24 protein-coding genes are annotated in these 17,047 nt (G+C 36.7%); all 24 read left to right on the top strand.

Features of this window, described 5'->3' with window-relative positions:
• Nucleotides 1-72: 72 nt before the first annotated feature.
• Entirely contained in the window at nucleotides 73-951 is an 879-nt protein-coding gene (gene lpxC, locus BU804_RS06795) for a UDP-3-O-acyl-N-acetylglucosamine deacetylase (protein WP_075883494.1), read from the top strand.
• Nucleotides 951-1,415, top strand: coding sequence for a 3-hydroxyacyl-ACP dehydratase FabZ (fabZ, locus tag BU804_RS06800; RefSeq protein ID WP_075883495.1), 465 nt, complete (start codon nucleotides 951-953; stop codon nucleotides 1,413-1,415). The genes lpxC and fabZ overlap by 1 nt, the downstream gene beginning before the upstream one ends.
• A 46-nt stretch (nucleotides 1,416-1,461) precedes the next feature.
• Nucleotides 1,462-2,310: an acyl-ACP--UDP-N-acetylglucosamine O-acyltransferase gene (lpxA, locus tag BU804_RS06805; RefSeq protein WP_075883496.1), complete on the top strand. Its 849-nt coding sequence runs from the start codon at nucleotides 1,462-1,464 to the stop codon at nucleotides 2,308-2,310.
• Nucleotides 2,311-2,324: 14 nt separating this feature from the next.
• Nucleotides 2,325-3,266, top strand: coding sequence for a methionyl-tRNA formyltransferase (gene fmt, locus BU804_RS06810; protein WP_075883522.1), 942 nt, complete (start codon nucleotides 2,325-2,327; stop codon nucleotides 3,264-3,266).
• A gap of 1,031 nt (nucleotides 3,267-4,297) precedes the next feature.
• Complete coding sequence (locus BU804_RS06815; RefSeq protein WP_075883497.1) at nucleotides 4,298-5,302, top strand: hypothetical protein; 1,005 nt, start codon at nucleotides 4,298-4,300, stop codon at nucleotides 5,300-5,302.
• A gap of 40 nt (nucleotides 5,303-5,342) precedes the next feature.
• The gene (locus BU804_RS06820) at nucleotides 5,343-6,239 is read left to right on the top strand and encodes a hypothetical protein (RefSeq protein WP_075883498.1); all 897 of its coding nucleotides are present in this window, start codon (nucleotides 5,343-5,345) and stop codon (nucleotides 6,237-6,239) included.
• A gap of 97 nt (nucleotides 6,240-6,336) precedes the next feature.
• The gene (locus tag BU804_RS06825) at nucleotides 6,337-7,362 is read left to right on the top strand and encodes a hypothetical protein (protein WP_075883499.1); all 1,026 of its coding nucleotides are present in this window, start codon (nucleotides 6,337-6,339) and stop codon (nucleotides 7,360-7,362) included.
• 113 nt (nucleotides 7,363-7,475) lie between these two features.
• Entirely contained in the window at nucleotides 7,476-8,033 is a 558-nt protein-coding gene (locus BU804_RS06830; RefSeq protein ID WP_075883500.1) for a hypothetical protein, read from the top strand.
• Between the two features lie 1,374 nt (nucleotides 8,034-9,407).
• A complete protein-coding gene (rplC, locus tag BU804_RS06835) occupies nucleotides 9,408-10,073 on the top strand; it encodes a 50S ribosomal protein L3 (protein WP_011174962.1) in 666 nt (221 codons plus the stop codon).
• A gap of 26 nt (nucleotides 10,074-10,099) precedes the next feature.
• A complete protein-coding gene (gene rplD / locus BU804_RS06840) occupies nucleotides 10,100-10,783 on the top strand; it encodes a 50S ribosomal protein L4 (protein WP_011174963.1) in 684 nt (227 codons plus the stop codon).
• Nucleotides 10,784-10,797: 14 nt separating this feature from the next.
• Nucleotides 10,798-11,133 (top strand): 50S ribosomal protein L23, encoded by a 336-nt coding sequence (rplW, locus tag BU804_RS06845; RefSeq protein ID WP_011174964.1) that lies wholly within the window; start codon nucleotides 10,798-10,800, stop codon nucleotides 11,131-11,133.
• A 17-nt stretch (nucleotides 11,134-11,150) separates the two neighbouring features.
• Nucleotides 11,151-11,996, top strand: coding sequence for a 50S ribosomal protein L2 (gene rplB, locus BU804_RS06850; RefSeq protein ID WP_011174965.1), 846 nt, complete (start codon nucleotides 11,151-11,153; stop codon nucleotides 11,994-11,996).
• Between the two features lie 2 nt (nucleotides 11,997-11,998).
• Entirely contained in the window at nucleotides 11,999-12,262 is a 264-nt protein-coding gene (gene rpsS / locus BU804_RS06855) for a 30S ribosomal protein S19 (protein ID WP_011174966.1), read from the top strand.
• 11 nt (nucleotides 12,263-12,273) lie between these two features.
• The gene (rplV, locus tag BU804_RS06860) at nucleotides 12,274-12,609 is read left to right on the top strand and encodes a 50S ribosomal protein L22 (protein WP_011174967.1); all 336 of its coding nucleotides are present in this window, start codon (nucleotides 12,274-12,276) and stop codon (nucleotides 12,607-12,609) included.
• Between the two features lie 11 nt (nucleotides 12,610-12,620).
• A complete protein-coding gene (gene rpsC / locus BU804_RS06865; protein ID WP_011174968.1) occupies nucleotides 12,621-13,265 on the top strand; it encodes a 30S ribosomal protein S3 in 645 nt (214 codons plus the stop codon).
• Nucleotides 13,266-13,267: 2 nt separating this feature from the next.
• Nucleotides 13,268-13,687 carry a 50S ribosomal protein L16 gene (rplP, locus tag BU804_RS06870; protein WP_011174969.1) on the top strand — a complete coding sequence of 140 codons (420 nt, stop codon included), beginning with the start codon at nucleotides 13,268-13,270 and terminating at the stop codon, nucleotides 13,685-13,687.
• 6 nt (nucleotides 13,688-13,693) lie between these two features.
• A complete protein-coding gene (rpmC, locus tag BU804_RS06875) occupies nucleotides 13,694-13,915 on the top strand; it encodes a 50S ribosomal protein L29 (protein ID WP_011174970.1) in 222 nt (73 codons plus the stop codon).
• A 2-nt stretch (nucleotides 13,916-13,917) separates the two neighbouring features.
• A complete protein-coding gene (rpsQ, locus tag BU804_RS06880) occupies nucleotides 13,918-14,163 on the top strand; it encodes a 30S ribosomal protein S17 (protein ID WP_011174971.1) in 246 nt (81 codons plus the stop codon).
• Nucleotides 14,164-14,353: 190 nt separating this feature from the next.
• Complete coding sequence (gene rplN, locus BU804_RS06885; protein WP_075883501.1) at nucleotides 14,354-14,722, top strand: 50S ribosomal protein L14; 369 nt, start codon at nucleotides 14,354-14,356, stop codon at nucleotides 14,720-14,722.
• A 20-nt stretch (nucleotides 14,723-14,742) separates the two neighbouring features.
• Nucleotides 14,743-15,093, top strand: a complete 351-nt coding sequence (gene rplX, locus BU804_RS06890) for a 50S ribosomal protein L24 (protein ID WP_075883502.1) — start codon at nucleotides 14,743-14,745, stop codon at nucleotides 15,091-15,093.
• A 13-nt stretch (nucleotides 15,094-15,106) separates the two neighbouring features.
• The gene (gene rplE / locus BU804_RS06895) at nucleotides 15,107-15,664 is read left to right on the top strand and encodes a 50S ribosomal protein L5 (RefSeq protein ID WP_011174974.1); all 558 of its coding nucleotides are present in this window, start codon (nucleotides 15,107-15,109) and stop codon (nucleotides 15,662-15,664) included.
• Between the two features lie 14 nt (nucleotides 15,665-15,678).
• A complete protein-coding gene (rpsH, locus tag BU804_RS06900; RefSeq protein ID WP_011174975.1) occupies nucleotides 15,679-16,080 on the top strand; it encodes a 30S ribosomal protein S8 in 402 nt (133 codons plus the stop codon).
• A 21-nt stretch (nucleotides 16,081-16,101) separates the two neighbouring features.
• A complete protein-coding gene (gene rplF / locus BU804_RS06905) occupies nucleotides 16,102-16,644 on the top strand; it encodes a 50S ribosomal protein L6 (RefSeq protein ID WP_075883503.1) in 543 nt (180 codons plus the stop codon).
• 16 nt (nucleotides 16,645-16,660) lie between these two features.
• A complete protein-coding gene (rplR, locus tag BU804_RS06910; protein WP_011174977.1) occupies nucleotides 16,661-17,032 on the top strand; it encodes a 50S ribosomal protein L18 in 372 nt (123 codons plus the stop codon).
• Nucleotides 17,033-17,047 lie beyond the last annotated feature (15 nt).

Raw genomic sequence — 17,047 nt, forward strand, 5'->3', positions numbered from 1 at the left:
ATTACTTTCTTGCTTTAAAACCAATTTATAATTAACATACTCAACTTCTTACAAATAACTAAAGGTTGATGCGTGACCGTCAATCCAGCATTGGAAACAATTGTTCGCAAGCAACGTACATTAAAAGATGTTGCCGCTTTTTCTGGTATTGGTATTCATACTGGAAAGGAAGTGGGACTTCGATTTTGTCCTGCTAAAGAAGGTACAGGAATTGTTTTTAAGCGTATTGATTTGGTTGGACAACCGATTATTCCAGCGACTGTTGAGTATGTTCAAGATACTGCGCGCAGCACGACGATTGGAATTAATGATATTCGTATTCACACAGTTGAACATGTCCTTTCTGCTGTAAAAGCTTATCAAATTGATAATTTATGTATTGAAATTACAAGTATAGAACCTCCAGTTGGAAACGGTAGTTCTGACGTTTTTGTAGAAATGATTGAAAAAGTAGGGATAAGAACACAAGAACAAGCGATACCCGTTGTAAAGATCAAACACCCTGTATACTTATCTGAAGGTGATATTCATTTAGTGGCTTTACCCTTCGATGGTTATCGTATTAGCTACACCTTGAGTTATCCAGGATCCTCCTTTTTGCGCGGTCAATTTCATTCTGTTATAGTAAATGAAGAAAATTTTAAAAAAGAGATTGCTCCTTGTCGCACTTTTTCTCTTTATAAAGAAATATCTGCTTTAATGGATAGAGGGTTAATTAAAGGAGGAAGTTTGGATAATGCTGTTGTAATTAAAGACGAAGTGATCTTGAGTAAAGGTGGGCTCTTTTTTCCAAATGAAATGGCACGACATAAAATTTTGGACCTGATCGGCGATCTTTCTTTAGTGGGATATGATTTCCATGCTCACATCATTGCGATTCGATCGGGACATTTGACAAACTTTCTTTTTGCTAAAGAATTATTAAAACATATCACTATGGAGAGTCATTGATGGTTAATCTTTCAGATAACCCACAGGCATTGGATATCAATCAAATCATCAATATTTTACCCCACCGTTATCCTTTTCTGCTTGTCGATCGTGTCTTAGAAATCGATGTAGAAAAAGGATATATCTTAGCGCAAAAAAACGTAACAATTAACGAGACTTTTTTTCAAGGTCATTTTCCTAATGCTCCGATCATGCCAGGCGTTTTGATTTTAGAGGCGTTAGCTCAGGCGGGTGGTATTTTGGTTCATTTAAGAGGGCCGGGAGATAAAATTGCAATTTTGCTTAATGTCAATCACGCTAAATTTAGACAGCCCGTGAAACCAGGCGATGTTCTCCATTTGAAAGGCGAAGGATTGCATTTTAGTAGCAAAGGGGGACGAATTAAAGCTGAAGCACTAGTGAACCAAAAAATTGCAGCTGAGGCTGAAATAGGCTTTGTGTTTGTAGACAAAAGTCAAATTTAATACACATCTCAAAAAATTAAAATATTTTAAGTTAAGTGAATGTTGCATGAAAAGTTCTTGTCAAATACACCCAACAGCTATTATTGCGCCTGGAGTGGTTATCGGAGAAAATGTCGTCATTGAACCTTATGTTGTGATTGCTTCACCTCATGTGATTTTAGAAGATGATGTTGTTATTAAATCTCATACTTATATTGATGGTTACACAACCATTGGAGCAGGGACCATTATTTATCCGATGGCAAGTATCGGAACGAAAACACAAGATTTGAAATTTCAAGGTGAAAGAACATTCGTCAAGATTGGTAAAAATTGTGAGATACGGGAATTTGTCACGATCAATTCATCTTGCCAAGAAGGATCAGTAGTAGAAGTGGGGGACAATTGCCTCATTATGGCTTATTGCCACGTTGCCCATAATTGCGTCGTTGGAAATCGAGTGATTATGAGTAATAATGCTACATTAGCAGGACATGTGATTGTGGAAGATTATGCTGTGATTGGAGGTATGACTCCTATCCATCAGTTTGTTCGAATTGGACGCAATGCAATGGTTGGAGGAATGAGTCGTGTGACTCATGATATCCCTCCATTTACAATTGGAGCTGGAATTCCTTATAAATTTGGGGGATTAAATATTGTTGGATTGAAAAGACAGGGATATACACTAGAAGTTCGGCAAGAATTGAGTAAAGCTTTTAAGCTTCTTTATCGTTCAGGTTTTCGTATGCAAGAAGCACTTAATCAAATTGAACAAGAATTAAAGCCGCTTCCCGAAATTCAACATTTTGTCAACTTTTGTCGTTTGACAAAAAGGGGTTTAATGTGCCTTCAGACGGAAGAGGAGGGACTGAATTTGGAAGAACCCACTGAGCCTTTAAATGCAAGCAAGTAATGAGAAATAGAAAAATGAAGGTTATTTTTTTTGGTACACCTCCTTTTGCTGCGCAAGTCCTAGAATTCCTTTTGCAAAATCAGGTGGAAGTGGTCGCTGTTATTTCCAAACCTGATCGACCAAAAGGGCGTTCAAGCATACCTGTTCCTACTCCAGTTAAATTAATTGCTCAAAGCTATCACTTACCCCTTTATCAACCTGAAGTAGTGTCATCTTTAGATTTCGCGCCTGTTTTAAAAAATTATGAAGCAGATTTATTTGTCGTTGTTGCTTATGGAGAAATTATTAAACAACATTTATTAGACATGCCTAAACGGGCTTGCATTAATTTACACGCTAGCTTATTGCCAAAATATCGAGGTGCTGCTCCTATTCAACGCTCGATTATTGAAGGGGAAACGGAAACAGGCGTAACGATCATGCATATGGTGAAAAAAATGGATGCAGGTGACATGATCAAAAAAGTATCAGTGCAAATCACTTCGGAAATGACTTATGGTGAGCTCGAACAAGTTCTTTGCCAAATAGGAAAGCATGCCTTGCTAGAAGTAATCAAGCAGTTTGATCGGGGTGAACCATCTCGTCAAATTCAAGATTCTCATTTAGCAACATTCGCACCAAAGATTGAACTAGAGGATTGCGAGTTAGATTGGAACCAATCAGCTCAACATTTACACGATTTGGTGAGAGGAGTTAATCCTTATCCTGGAGCTTGGTGTTATGTCAAAGTTAATGGAGAGCAAAAACGATTAAAAATCAGCCGTACGCGAGTAATCCCTTATCCATCAAACTGTCCTGGTACTATTTTAGATAGTTCTAAGGGAAATTTGAAAATTTTGACTGGCGATCAAGCATTAGAACTTGTGGAGGTTCAACTGGAAGGAAAAAAAACAATGTCTTCTGAACAATGGATCCGAGGGATGTCAAAAAATCAGTTAAAATTCTTAGTTAATTAATATAAGCGAATTAATATAATTTATTTTATATAATTTTTTTAATTATTAATTAATCTAATGTTTCTATTCTTTTTTATCTTCTAATTTGAATATAGCATTCAAATAGAATAGTTCGAAATCCTGCTGCAGCCCTGGAAGAAAAAGTATTTCAATTTACAGGTAGTATTTTTGCTGTAATAAGACGCTTTTGTCAAATATCTATTCCTTAAAGCAATATATCGATTTAAAAAACACTTAGCACATGCATATAAGAAAGAAGAATTGTTTAATGGAGAGATTAAGCAAAATCTCAACAATTAATCATGAATTTATTAAATAATGATAAAAAATTATGATATTTCTATTGAAGTGTTAAATGCTTTAAAAAGAGTTTGTTTAGATCAAAAATAAAAAAAAGCATCCCAAATTGTTTCTTATGTGCTAATTCGAAAAAATCAGAATCTATTTTATAAATTTTTTTTATGGCATGTTTTACTGTCGTCAGTTTGCTTGGAGTCATGGTCAGCCTTTTTCATGAGAAGAATTTTCGATTTTAAAAGTCACTTGGAAAATACTAACCGTTCAATCTAGGTATATCTGGATAGCAATGAGAACTATTTTTTGTATAGGGTGTTGGCAATGGATCATTATTAAGCTTTTAATTTGGAAGAATAAACAAAAGCTGCGTCTTAGAACTGACGTTTATCTTGTGCCAATCAAATCTCACTTTTAAGTGGGATTCTTTTAAAGGAAATTTGCCTCCATTTTAATTAATTAATTAATTAGTTTTATTTATAAGTTTAACAAGCTAGGCCTACTTTTTAATAAATCCAGTTTCTGTGCAAGTGCATTGACAAATAATACAAAAATTTACATCTTTGCTTCCAAAAACGGTTGATATTGATAACCAACTTTTATTTTATATTAAAATTCTAACTAACATAGAACGATTTATAATTTTTTGGTATTTATTTAAATTAATCAGTACCTTGATTTTTAATCCAGGGATTGAATATGATAAAATTCCTACAAAATTTCTCGAGGAGTAAGAAATGAATCTCTTAAGTAGATGCTCAAATGCAGTGATAGATTTCCCTCAGGCTGCCTTACAGTCAATAGGAAAAGGTGTTATTAAGCTCAATGAATATAGAAATAATCCAGAAATTTTTCAAAAAACTGCGCAGATAGCTATCAGTATTATCCAATATTATAATTGGCATTATGGGGTAGTTGTTTTTCCAAAATTAGAACGAACTTTATCCACTGCGAACATGCATGATTTTTATCAGATTTTAAAAGAACCACGTGGTTTTTTATGTCCTATAAAAGCTGAGTCGATTAATGCTCCGCAAGCTTTAGAAAATATCTTAAACAGGCTATATGCAATTTTTCCAGATTGTGATAAGGAGGCTTTAAGACAAACTGTTCAGAAGCATTTGCAAGCTCAGCTAGACACAATGGTTGCTAATGACGATGCTTATACTTCCCCAGAAGATTTTGCGTTAGCACTGCAAAATCGTTTGCAAAAACCTATAGCTGATTTAACAAGTAGCCCTACTCTGAATGTAGTCAATTTAAACGGTGTGACAATCCCTGTTAACCATCGAACACTTGTAGATAAAATTGTTGATGTGACAGGGCTTTTTATTAATATGGGTTGCGTAGGTCTTTATACCAGAGTTTGGAATCTAGTTGATACAGGTGCTTGGGCAATGCGCATTGGACAGAATAGTGGATTTGGCTGGGTAAAATATCAGTCATTAGAAACTTGGGTGAGAGGTGGTGTAACGTTTGCTTTCGGTGCTAAATTATTTGAAGCAACGCGTAAATTATTAGATGAAAAACTCACGCCAACAGAAAGAAAAAATACTAAAATTGACGCCATCAGCTCTCTTTTTGAATTTGTTTACCAAGGAGTTGGCTATTTAAATCATCGAAATATTTTAAAAGTTTCTCCAGGACTTTTTTATGCAGGGGCTATTATTACAAAAGGAGTTGGTATTGCCTGCATCCTTGCAAGACCAAAACCAAATTATTTTGAAACAATGACTGCTTAGGCGGTTAATCATCAGAAATATAACGATATAAGGATTTAATATGAATGCCATCACTTCCCATATCTCTCATGGGGTTAACTCCGCTCTTTTCACTATTGGTGAGGGAGTTAGTCTAGTTTCCAGTGAAGTTAAAAAAGGAATTAGGTACGTAGGAGAAGGTCCGAGCAGAGCTGCTTACGATATTTATGACTTACGTCACGAAGGGTTTGAAAAATGGACAAAAGCCGCCATTGCCAATTTAAAATTAATTGGGCGCATAAAGCATACAAACGTATTTAATGCAGCCATTGAAACTTTAGAGGGTCAAAAAAACCTCTACTATGCAACAAAATTTATTGGGTCAGCCTGTGACTTTATTCAGCGTGATAAACTGACAAAAAAAGTTAGTTTGACAATTCCAAAATATAAAGAAGGAACAAATTGGGTCGCGGTTCTCTATGGAATAGGCAATTTTTTAGATACTGCAAGATTTTTGCAAAAACATGAAGTTGTTGCGTTTCAAACTGTTTCTAGATTAGGTGCTGCAATTGGTTCTATTAAAATATCTTACTTAAAAGGTAAACATTTAGAACAAATTTCTTTAGATCAAATTCCCGTGCTTAGCAATGTTTTTTATTCGCCAAAAGATATATTTATTTTTGCTGCCTCTGGAATTGAGATTTCGCGCTTTGTTAGAGAGTTCGTTAATGTTGAAGGAGAGACAGGTGAAGATCGTACAAGAAAGAGAAAAGAAATTTTATCGGATGTAAGTATCTGGCTTAAATTGACTGGCAGCATTGGTAAAATGATCTTAATTGGTTGTGGAAGTCGCTATGGAACTGCATTTTGGTTCACATTAGTGGATGTAATTACACAAAATGCTGGTTTAATTAGATATTGGAAAGATCGCTCTAGAGATAGAGAGGTTCGCTTTAATAATCCAGCAGTAGCAGCGTAAATTGCTTTTATTTACACTCAGAATAAGACTCTTATTCTGAGTGATTATTCGTAAATATTCTTACGTCGTTCGTACAAGGCAGAAAAAAGGAGTTTGCATGCAGACTTACTGCCACGCAGTATGCACATCTTTAACAAATTATTGTGAAAAAGCTCAACAAACTATATTAACAACCATTCTTGAAATTAACGAAATTCGATTGGATCCTGAAGGTTTTCAACGAATTTGCCTTGTGGCACTATCAATTTTGCAAGGAATTAATTATTATTGTGAGCGTCCGTATTTACCTCAATTAGTGGCTATTTTAGACATTTCAAACACGCTTGATTTTTATGGATTTCTTAAAATTCCTTATCAACTTTTTCATGCGATAGACTCCAATAAAATTGATGAATTTCGTACGCAAAAACAATTAGAGCACCAACTATGTTTAAATTGGGGAATCGGTCAAGAAAATGAAGAGGGTTTTAAGCAAAATTCTACTGTTCACGATTTTTCTCAGGCCTCTTTAAAAACTTTTTTAAAACAAATGTCTGCGTATGATTTAGCTTGGATAGACGATAAAGAATTTAGTCAAGTTTTACAAAAATGGATGGTTGGAGAATTAACTGCCCAGCCTGATCGTTTACTTAACGGGTGCGCTGCTCATCAAATTGATTTACAAAACCTTAAAGTGATTCAAAAAGAAAATACCTGGCTTGAAAATCTCACAGACTTGACATTTTTAACTGTAGATGTAATGTGCGTACCTACATTTCTACGAGATTTAAACTTGCTTGAACTTGCTTCTTATGCCAATTCTTTAGGTCGATTTAAACTCTTTTCTTGGGTGCCTGGACAGAGTCTAGATACTTGGGTACGAGGGGGTCTATGTGTAGGATTTTTTGTTCGATTTTTAGAAACCTGTCGAACATTAAAATACGATCGTCTAGGAGAAAGCACAAAGAAACGTGCATATTGGGAATTAGCTGTTTCTATTACAGAATTTGCTTTTAATATTTCTGCTTTTAGCCAAGTACGAGAACCCGCCGTTATTTTTCTGACTTTCATAGCAAAATCTATTGGGATTGCAAGTCTGGTTTATCGGCCCAGTACCCCTTTCTTTGAAAATCATTCTACTTGAGGCTTACCGATTACTAAGAAAAATATTTAGATATTTTATTCAAAAAAAACTTAATGTTTTTTTACAATTCATCTAGTAGACTCTTTGCAAAACCTTGCAGAGGAGAGAATCTTATGTCTTCAAAACTACAACGGCATGAATGGCTAATCGTCTCTATTCTTATCACAACTCTAATTTTATTGATTGGTATGGCTTTTTTTTCAAAAAAAAGAGTTTTGCCAATACCTCGGACAGAACACTTGTTAACAACAGAATTGGTGGATGTTACTGTTCAGGGAGCTGCCGAGCATATAGGGATTTTTGAACTCCGTAAAGGAGCTAGGATAAAAGATCTTTGGAGCTTATGTAAACCAACTTTTGATGCTGATTTAAGCAGTTTTAAACCTAATCAACTTTTGCGTGATGGACAAGTGGTTAAAATTCCTTTGAAAGAATATTTGACGGTTTATATTAAGGGAGCCGTTCAACAAGAAGAGGCCCTTCACGTTTTAAAAGGAACTCAGCTCAAAGATCTTAAAGACATGATTGTGCTGCAAAGAGATGCGGATATCAAAATTCTAAATGCAAAGCGTCGTTTAAAAGATCAAGAAGTCATTCACATTCGATCTAAAAAAATCTCTAAAAATGCACAAAAGATATTAAATAAAAAAGTGGAACCTAAAGTTGAGTGAATAACAATGACGTCAAAAAGGTAATTGAATTTATAAAAACTGAATCTCTTCTTTAATCATTTTTGAGAGTTCTTGGGAACCAAGGCATTGATTTTTAATTTCTTCCTACCAGGAAGGTTACCAAAAAAATAAGTTGCAGAAGAAACGATTAGCAGATTGCGGATTTTGGTGTGGTAAGTTTTAACGAGAGTACCAACGTGATGTAATTCAATTATTGAATTTTAATAAAATTTATTGAGTGATGCCGAGAAGAAAGGTTGCTTGCCCATTTATAAAAGTTAAATCAATTTAACAGATCAAAAAGAGAGGAGTCATTTTTGCTATTTTTTTGACGTTTTTTTGGCCTTTAAATGACTCACAAGTTGTAATTAATAAATATAAAAATTATTCTACCCTTTCGAACATTTTAGCAATAGTAGATTGCTTCTCTTAATAATGATTTGAAGTTTTGTTGCACAATTTTTTTATATGAGGTGAGTAAAAAATTTTCCCTATGCTGAATAAATAGAAAATGCAAATAAAAATTTGACGTTTTTAATCAGTTGATAAGTTTATAAAATCAGAAATTTGCAATATTTTTTTATTCTTTCTTTCCCTCAAATGATATGAGGGAAAGCCAGTAAGATCATTTGGCAATGTACTCACAGTTTTTACATGAGCTTGAATATGAGGAAGTTGTAAGATTTTTCCTTCAATCTTAGTTATCCAATTTATTAAGGGATAAAAAATTTACTCAAAAATGAAAATGGAAGGTTTTGCGGAAACTTCAGAACGGCTTTTTAAGGTTTGTTTTTTTTATAAAAAAGTTAACTCGTCTAAGAATGTACAAAAGTTAGAAGAGGGAGAATCTAGAAGAAGGCCCAGGATTTATTATTTTGATTTTTAAAGGATTCCATCTATTTTGTGTTGATTAAAAATAAGATATGGAAAGAACATATCAGACCACTGTTTGCTGTATTGTTAGCAAAAAAGTAAAGCGTTAATGTGTTTAAATCATTAAAAATAATGCAAATTGATCGTGATAAATAATTTAAGTTTTTTATGACTAAAAATTTCGTTGCTATTTTCAACTCGTATTTTGTTACTTCGCTTTAAATTATCTCTGTCTTGCAACGCCCCACAGAAAGAAATGGTGAGGATTATAATAAAAGATGGAATTTCGCTTGTATTAAATTGGCAGAATTTGCTAACCTCGCTGTTTTAGCTTTCTAAAAAGATCGCTGATCATTCATATTTGCTTTGTTAGCTCTGGTGAGAACGTATCTCGTACGTAACTTGCCACATGAAACAAAGCCGCAATTTATATTTTAAAAGTACAGCAAGCTTAGTGTTTGTTGAAATAGCGGATCATTAATTTGGTTAAGGATTGATTATATGGCGCTTACAATGATGGGTAAAAAACGTGGCATGATTCAGCTTTTTGATGAAAAAGGTAACGCAATCGTGTGCACAGTGATCCAGGCTGAGCCAAATGTTATCACTCAAATCAAAACTAAAGAAACAGATGGGTATACAGCTCTACAACTTGGTTTTGAAAAAGTGACTGGTAAAACGCAGCACACAATTGAAGCGAGAACAGGTAAGCCTCGGTTAGGACATTTTAAAAAAGCTGGGGTGGAGTCTCGACGTTTCTTAGTAGAGTCTAGATTAGATTCAACTGAAGAGTATACACTAGGTCAAGAAATTAGCGTCGATACTTTTAATGGTATCGAATTCGTTGATGCGACAGCGATCTCAAAAGGTAAAGGATATCAAGGGGTGATGAAACGTCACAACTTTGCGGGAGGCCCTGCTTCCCACGGTTCTGGACATCACAGACACGCAGGTTCAACTGGGATGCGTTCTACTCCTGGACGTGGATTACCTGGTGGGAAAAAAGCAGGTCAGATGGGTAATGAGAGAGTAACTGTTCAGAACTTACGTATTGTAAAAGTTGATTCTGAAAACCATGTGATTGTGGTAAAAGGACAGGTTCCTGGTCCACGCAATGGTTTGGTTTATATTACTCAAGCCAAAAAATTGGCAAAGAAAAAGTCATAAGAAATAAGATCTTCTGGAGTTAAATTGTGGCTACACTAAAAAAGTACAATCTTGCTGGTAAAGAAATTGGACAGGTAAATATTGATGATACCTGGCTCAATGTTGAAGCCAACGGACAGATGATTAAAGATTATATTGTTGCACTTAGAGCAAATGCTAGACAGTGGTCAGCTAGTACCAAAACGCGCGCTGAAGTTAAGCATACGACGAAAAAAGCTCATCCTCAAAAAGGTCAAGGTCGCGCTCGTCACGGATCAACTGTTGCTCCACAATATAGAGGTGGTGGTCGTGCATTTGGGCCAAGACCAAAATTTGATCAGCATGTTCGTATTAATAAAAAAGAAAGAAAAGCAGCTATCCGTTTTCTTTTATCTGAAAAATTAAAAGAAAATAAAGTTTGGTTGATTGAAGATACGGCAATGGATGCACCAAAAACAAAAACTTTAGCTCAATTCCTTAGGGGATTTGACTTGCGAGGACGTGTGCTGTTTTTAGGTGAAACTACCTTTACCGATGTCGAAACGGAAGGAAAAGTTCAGCGCGTTAGCATTAGCACTGACAAGCATAACCATTTTGTTAAAAGCATGCGTAATTTGCCACGTGCAAATTTTATGTTAGCTTCGAATATTAATGGCTATGATGTCATGATTGCTCGTGAGATTGTGTTAACAGAATCAGCGCTGAATGAATTAAATCAGTGGTTGAATTGAGGGAGTAAAGGTCCATGACAAAAAAAAGCCCATACCAAGTAGTAAAATATCAATATGTGACTGAAAAGTCTATGGTGCTTCAACAGTTGAAAACTGCAGAAAGCAATCCTTCAGTCAAACGTTGTGAATCTCCGAAATATGTCTTTATTGTTGATCGCAATGCCAATAAAGAAGAAATTTCGCAAGCTGTGGAAGAAATTTACAAAAACGAAAATGTAAAAGTTATGGCGGTTAACACCATTAACGTAAAAGCGAAAGCTAGACGTGTACGTGGGAGACCCGGCTTCAAAAATGCTTTCAAAAAAGCGATTGTCACGCTTCGTGCTGGCGATAGCCTAGACAATGTATAATAGGAGCTTGAGAGTAGATGTTTAAGAAATATCGACCTGTAACACCTGGAACTCGTCAATTAGCACTTCCAACTAATGAGCAATTGACTCGTCCATGCGAAAACTCACGTGCCACTGTTAAACCCACTAAATCGCTCTTATTACCAAAAAGACGAACAAATGGGCGTAATAACAATGGTCACATTACTTGCCGCCATAAAGGTGGAGGACATAAACAACACTATCGTATTGTCGACTTTAAACGGGATAAAGAAAATATTCCTGCTAAAGTTGCCTCTATCGAGTATGATCCAAATCGCACAGCTTATATTGCTTTGCTAAATTATGCTGACGGGGAAAAACGATATATTTTAGCTCCGCAAGGCTTAAAAGCTGGGGATAAAGTGCAGACAAGTGATGAGCCACCTTTTCATATAGGTTGCTGCATGAAATTAAGACTTATGCCACTTGGTTCTGTTATACATAATATTGAATTATACCCTGGAAAAGGCGGAAAACTTGTTCGTTCAGCTGGATTATCTGCACAGCTAATGGCACGAAGTGGTGGTTATGCTACAATTCGTATGCCATCAGGTGAGGTGCGTATGATCAATGAAAACTGTCGAGCAACATTTGGCGCAGTTTCTAATCCAGAGCGCAATTTGCGCGTTGAAGGAAAAGCTGGCCGTATGCGCTGGAAGGGGATTCGTCCAACTGTTCGTGGTACTGCTATGAATCCTGTTGACCACCCACACGGTGGTGGTGAAGGTAAACATAAAGGTAACACACCACAAACTCCTTGGGGTCTCTATACAAAAGGACTTGTAACAAGATCCAATAAGAAGTCTAACAAGCTTATCGTGAAACGTCGAAGGAAGAAGTAGTTATGGCAAGATCGTTGAAAAAAGGTCCTTTTGTTGACCACCATCTACAAAAAAAAGTGGACGTTCAAAATAAAGAAGGAACAAAAAAGCCGATCAAAACGTGGTCAAGACGTTCAATGATTACACCTGATATGGTCGGACATACGTTTGAAGTACATAATGGCCGCAAACATCTCACTGTTTTTGTTACAGATAACATGGTTGGTCATCGTTTGGGTGAATTTTCTCCCACGCGTACATTTAAAGGACATCCAATTAAGAAGTAAAGGTTGCTAAGATGAGTTATGCTAAAGCAATAAGCAAATATATACGCATCAGTCCTCGCAAAGCTCGTTTAGCTGCAGGATTAATCCGCGGACTATCTGTTTCTGACGCTTCCCTTCAATTGACATTTAGCGGTCTAAAGGGTGGACGCTTATTAAAGAAGACATTAGATAGTGCCGTGGCAAATGCGGAAACGCAATTAGATATGAGACGTGAAAATCTCAAAGTTGTAGAAGTTCGTGTGGATGCAGGTCCTACGCTAAAAAGAGCGAAACCTAAAAACCGAGGCGGACGTCATCCAATTATGAAAAGAACAAGCCACTTTACCGTGATTGTAAGCAATCTTTAAGGAGTCATGGAATGGGACAAAAAGTCAACCCAATAAGTTTCCGCCTTGTTCGTACACGTGATTGGCGCTCCAAATGGTTTGCTAATAAGAAAGAATTTGGAGATCTTCTAGTTGAAGATCAAATCATTCGTGCTTATTTATTGAAAAAACCTGCCTTAGTAGGTGTTTCAGCAATCAAAATTAAGCGCATGAGCGGAAAAGTCGAAGTCACAATTGTGACAGCACGTCCAGGTCTTGTGATCGGGAAAAAAGGTGCTGAGATCGATGTATTGAAAGGGGAATTAAGTAAATTAACAGGAAAAGAAGTCTGGGTAGCTGTTGAAGAAGTGAAACGGCCAGACATGGATGCGAAAATCGTTGCAGATAGTATAGCAAAGCAACTTGAAAGACGTATTCCTTTTCGTCGCGCAATGAAAAAAGCGATGCAATCATCAATTGATGCTGGTGCATTCGGTATTAAAGTTCAGTTGTCTGGCCGTATTGGTGGTGCAGAGATTGCTCGTACAGAATGGTATAAAGAAGGTAGCACGCCTCTTCATACGCTTCGTGCCGATATTGATTATGCAACAGGTCGAGCTGAAACTACTTATGGTAGTATAGGTGTGAAGGTTTGGATTTATCGCGGTGAAGACAACTTAGCGAAGAAGGAGGCTTAAACATGCCTTTAATGCCAAAAAGGACAAAGCATCGTAAGATGCAAAAAGGGCAATTTGCTGGATTAAGCAAAGGTGCTAATTTCGTTCACTTTGGTGAATATGGAATTCAAGTTTTAGAAAGAGGGTGGATTACAAACCAACAAATCGAAGCTTGCCGTGTTGCAATCAACCGTTTCTTTCAAAGACGTGGTAAAGTCTGGATTAGAATATTTCCAGATAAACCAATTACAAAGAAACCTGCCGAAGTGAGAATGGGTAAAGGTAAAGGTGCAGTTGACCATTGGGTAGCAGTCGTCAGACCTGGCCGAATCCTTTTTGAAGTGGCTAATGTGCCCAAAGATATGGCTCAAAGTGCTTTACGCAGAGCAGCGGCTAAATTGGGATTAAAAACACGATTTGTTGAACGCGTAGAACAAGTTTGAGGTTATATGTATAAAGCGAAAGATTTAAGAGATCAAAGTTTAGAAGAACTCGAAGCAACCCACGACGAGTCTCGCAGAAAATTGTTTGAACTCAACAACGAGTTTCGCTCTCAAAAAAAGAGAGAAAAACCACATGAGATGAAACATACTCGCAAAGATATCGCTCGCTTGTTAACAGTGATTACAGAGAAGCGTCGCGAAAATCAAAATCAGACTAATCAAGGATAATCATGCAACAAGAAGAAAGAGGAAGCCGTAAAGTTAAAAAAGGCATCGTCGTCTCTAATAAAATGCAAAAAACCGTTGTTGTGAAAGTTGAGCGTACTTTTGCTCATCCTCAGTATGGTAAAATTGTCACTCGTGGCAAGAAATATTATGCTCACAATGAATCAGGCGATTTACAGATCGGTGATGAAGTAAAAATTATGGAAACACGCCCTTTATCAAAATTAAAGCGTTGGCGTGTAGTTGCATAGAATTTAATTCTATGAGTATCAACTCAGCGTTTAGGTTACGCTCACTTGGTAAAAGGATAGAGAAATATAAGCATTCATTGTCAGACTACTCTCTAAACTTGGTATCAAAAAGTTAGGCCTAAATCCGAAACAGGTGAAGACAATAAGTTACACCTAAGCAAAAGTTAATTATCGTTGGAGTTTGTAAACCATGATTCAACAAGAAAGCGAGCTAGAAGTAGCTGATAACTCGGGTGCAAAACGAGTCAAATGCTTTAAAGTATTAGGTGGATCAAAGCGTCGTTATGCCCATGTTGGGGATATTGTCGTTGCTTCTGTTCAAGATGCTCATCCTGAAGGAAGTGTTAAGAAAGGGGATGTTGTTAAAGTTGTTATCATTCGTACAAAATCATACATTAAACGTAAAGATGGTACGAAAATACGGTTTGATACAAACAGCTGCGTCTTAATTGACGACAAGAAGAACCCAAAGGGAACTCGTATCTTTGGACCTGTTGCACGTGAAGTGCGCGATAGAGAATTTTTAAAGATTAGTTCTCTCGCACCAGAAGTGATTTAATAAGTGAGGCAATGACGAAAATGGATAATAAGCCAAGTGGATCAAAAAAAATTCGCCAAGGTGACACAGTTGTTGCTATTGCTGGTAACAGCCGAGGTCAGATAGGAACTGTACAATCATGTAAGGGTGATAGAGTAATAGTTCAAGGCCTTAATGTACGCAAGAAACACGTTAAACGAAGCCAAGAAGCTCCTAAGGGCAGAATTGTTGAAATTGAAAGACCGATCCACATTTCAAATTTGAAAGTTTGTGTGGAAGGAGAAACAACGGCAAAGTTGAAAATTCGTACTAATGAACAAGGACATCGTCAATTTGTTTATCACAAAGACGATCAAGAAGTAGTCTACCGTTCAGTCAAAAAACCTAAGTGAGTAGAAAAAGCCAATGTCCAGGTTAAAGAAAAGATATTTAGCTGATGTAAAACCAGAATTGCAAAAAAAATTTGCATATAAGAACCTGATGCAGGTACCTGGTTTAGTCAAAGTCGTGATCAATATGGGTATTGCAGAAGCATCAAAAGACAAAAATTCTATCCAGGATTGCGTCAAAGAAATGACAATGCTTTCTGGTCAAAAACCAGTGATCACAAAAGCAAAGAAAGCGATTTCTAACTTCAAACTACGTGAAGATCAACCAATCGGTGTTAAAGTAACTTTACGTGGTCAAAGAATGTTTGATTTTATTGACCGTTTTGTTAACATTGTTTGTCCTCGTATTCGTGACTTTAGAGGATTTCCTTCTAAATGCGACGGAATGGGAAATTATACATTAGGTTTGGATGATCAGCAAATCTTTCCCGAGATTAATTTAGACGAAGTTAAAAGAACGCAAGGAATGCATATTACATTTGTAACAAGTGCTAAAACAGATGAAGAATGTGTTGAGCTCTTAAGGTTACTTGGCATTCCATTTAAAAACTTACCGATTTCGGTAGCAGCTTAATAGGAGACGAAATCATGGTAGTCAGCGACCCAGTAGCCGATTTCCTCACAAGAATTCGCAATGGTACAAAAGCTCAACATCGCTATGTCGATGTAAACTGGAGCAAAATGAAGCAGACGCTTGCTGAGATCCTCAAAAATCAAGGATTTATCGAAAATTATCTGGTAAAAGTTGATGAAGGTCAGCGCGGAACGATACGTATATTTTTGAAATATACTAACGGACGTCGTCCTGTTATTCAAGGCCTAAAAAGAATTTCAAAACCCGGCTTACGCAAATATGTTGGGCACCAAGATATCCCACGCTTTTACGGTAATATGGGCTTATCCATTGTTTCGACTTCGCAAGGAGTCATGGCAGGCAATGAAGCTACTCAGCGTGGAATCGGTGGTGAACTTCTGTGTTTGATTTGGTAATGATCGAAGGAGAAAGTGACAATGTCTCGTAAAGGTAAACTTCCTATTTCTCTCCCAAATGGTGTAGAGGTTAAAGTTTCTAACACAGAAGTTGCTGTTAAAGGGCCTAAAGGCGCTTTAACACAAAAACTAATTCCTGGAGTTAACGTTAATGTAGAAGGAAACGAGGTTCTCGTTTCGTTAGCTGATGAAGAAGCAAAACTTGCTCATTTTCACGGCCTTTACCGTACTCTTATCCATAATATGGTAGTTGGGACAACTGAAGGTTTTGAGAAAAAATTAGAAATGATTGGAGTTGGTTATCGTGCAACTGTGCAAGGTGATCTGCTTGATTTACAGTTAGGATTTTCGCATCCATGTAAGTTACCTATTCCGAAAGGATTGGCCGTTAAAGTAGATAAAAATACTTTAATTACTATTTCAGGCTTCGATAAACATTTAGTCGGCCAATTTGCCGCAACTGTGCGCAGCCAACGTCCACCTGAACCTTATCAGGGTAAGGGGATTCGCTATGCAGGAGAATTTGTACGTAAGAAAGCAGGTAAAGCTGCTGCTAAGAAGTAATCGCTGAAGGAATGATATGATTAATCAAGCTAATAAAACTGCAAAACTACGTGTTAAACGTGCCGTTAGAGTTCGTAAGCATCTTCGTGGGACAGGCCTAAAGCCGCGTCTATGTGTTGTAAAAAGCAATAGCCATATTCAAGCGCAATTAATTGATGATGAAACTGGCACAACACTTGGTGGAACAGCAACATTTGCTAAAGAATATCGGAACACGGAGTTCTGCAAAAAAAATAAGGCTTCTGCTCGCAAACTAGGTGAGCAAATTGCCGAAATTGCCAAAAGCAAAAATATTAAAGAAGTGGTCTTTGACCGTGGACCCTTTAAGTATCATGGTATCCTTGCCGAGTTAGCTAATGCAGCTCGCGCAGGTGGTCTCCAATTCTAGAGGGATGACAATGAA

Origin of the sequence: Candidatus Protochlamydia sp. W-9, from assembly GCF_001950615.1 — a bacterium.
GTDB classification, from domain to species: domain Bacteria; phylum Chlamydiota; class Chlamydiia; order Chlamydiales; family Parachlamydiaceae; genus Protochlamydia; species Protochlamydia amoebophila.

Excerpts from the sequence above, each read along its gene's own strand:
- fabZ (WP_075883495.1), top strand. The coding sequence starts at position 951 with ATGGTTAATCTTTCAGATAACCCACAGGCATTGGATATCAATCAAATC.
- lpxA (WP_075883496.1), top strand. The coding sequence starts at position 1,462 with ATGAAAAGTTCTTGTCAAATACACCCAACAGCTATTATTGCGCCTGGA.
- fmt (WP_075883522.1), top strand. The coding sequence starts at position 2,325 with ATGAAGGTTATTTTTTTTGGTACACCTCCTTTTGCTGCGCAAGTCCTA.
- BU804_RS06815 (WP_075883497.1), top strand. The coding sequence starts at position 4,298 with ATGAATCTCTTAAGTAGATGCTCAAATGCAGTGATAGATTTCCCTCAG.
- BU804_RS06820 (WP_075883498.1), top strand. The coding sequence starts at position 5,343 with ATGAATGCCATCACTTCCCATATCTCTCATGGGGTTAACTCCGCTCTT.
- BU804_RS06825 (WP_075883499.1), top strand. The coding sequence starts at position 6,337 with ATGCAGACTTACTGCCACGCAGTATGCACATCTTTAACAAATTATTGT.
- BU804_RS06830 (WP_075883500.1), top strand. The coding sequence starts at position 7,476 with ATGTCTTCAAAACTACAACGGCATGAATGGCTAATCGTCTCTATTCTT.
- rplC (WP_011174962.1), top strand. The coding sequence starts at position 9,408 with ATGGCGCTTACAATGATGGGTAAAAAACGTGGCATGATTCAGCTTTTT.
- rplW (WP_011174964.1), top strand. The coding sequence starts at position 10,798 with ATGACAAAAAAAAGCCCATACCAAGTAGTAAAATATCAATATGTGACT.
- rplB (WP_011174965.1), top strand. The coding sequence starts at position 11,151 with ATGTTTAAGAAATATCGACCTGTAACACCTGGAACTCGTCAATTAGCA.
- rpsS (WP_011174966.1), top strand. The coding sequence starts at position 11,999 with ATGGCAAGATCGTTGAAAAAAGGTCCTTTTGTTGACCACCATCTACAA.
- rplV (WP_011174967.1), top strand. The coding sequence starts at position 12,274 with ATGAGTTATGCTAAAGCAATAAGCAAATATATACGCATCAGTCCTCGC.
- rpsC (WP_011174968.1), top strand. The coding sequence starts at position 12,621 with ATGGGACAAAAAGTCAACCCAATAAGTTTCCGCCTTGTTCGTACACGT.
- rplP (WP_011174969.1), top strand. The coding sequence starts at position 13,268 with ATGCCTTTAATGCCAAAAAGGACAAAGCATCGTAAGATGCAAAAAGGG.
- rpmC (WP_011174970.1), top strand. The coding sequence starts at position 13,694 with ATGTATAAAGCGAAAGATTTAAGAGATCAAAGTTTAGAAGAACTCGAA.
- rpsQ (WP_011174971.1), top strand. The coding sequence starts at position 13,918 with ATGCAACAAGAAGAAAGAGGAAGCCGTAAAGTTAAAAAAGGCATCGTC.
- rplN (WP_075883501.1), top strand. The coding sequence starts at position 14,354 with ATGATTCAACAAGAAAGCGAGCTAGAAGTAGCTGATAACTCGGGTGCA.
- rplX (WP_075883502.1), top strand. The coding sequence starts at position 14,743 with ATGGATAATAAGCCAAGTGGATCAAAAAAAATTCGCCAAGGTGACACA.
- rplE (WP_011174974.1), top strand. The coding sequence starts at position 15,107 with ATGTCCAGGTTAAAGAAAAGATATTTAGCTGATGTAAAACCAGAATTG.
- rpsH (WP_011174975.1), top strand. The coding sequence starts at position 15,679 with ATGGTAGTCAGCGACCCAGTAGCCGATTTCCTCACAAGAATTCGCAAT.
- rplF (WP_075883503.1), top strand. The coding sequence starts at position 16,102 with ATGTCTCGTAAAGGTAAACTTCCTATTTCTCTCCCAAATGGTGTAGAG.
- rplR (WP_011174977.1), top strand. The coding sequence starts at position 16,661 with ATGATTAATCAAGCTAATAAAACTGCAAAACTACGTGTTAAACGTGCC.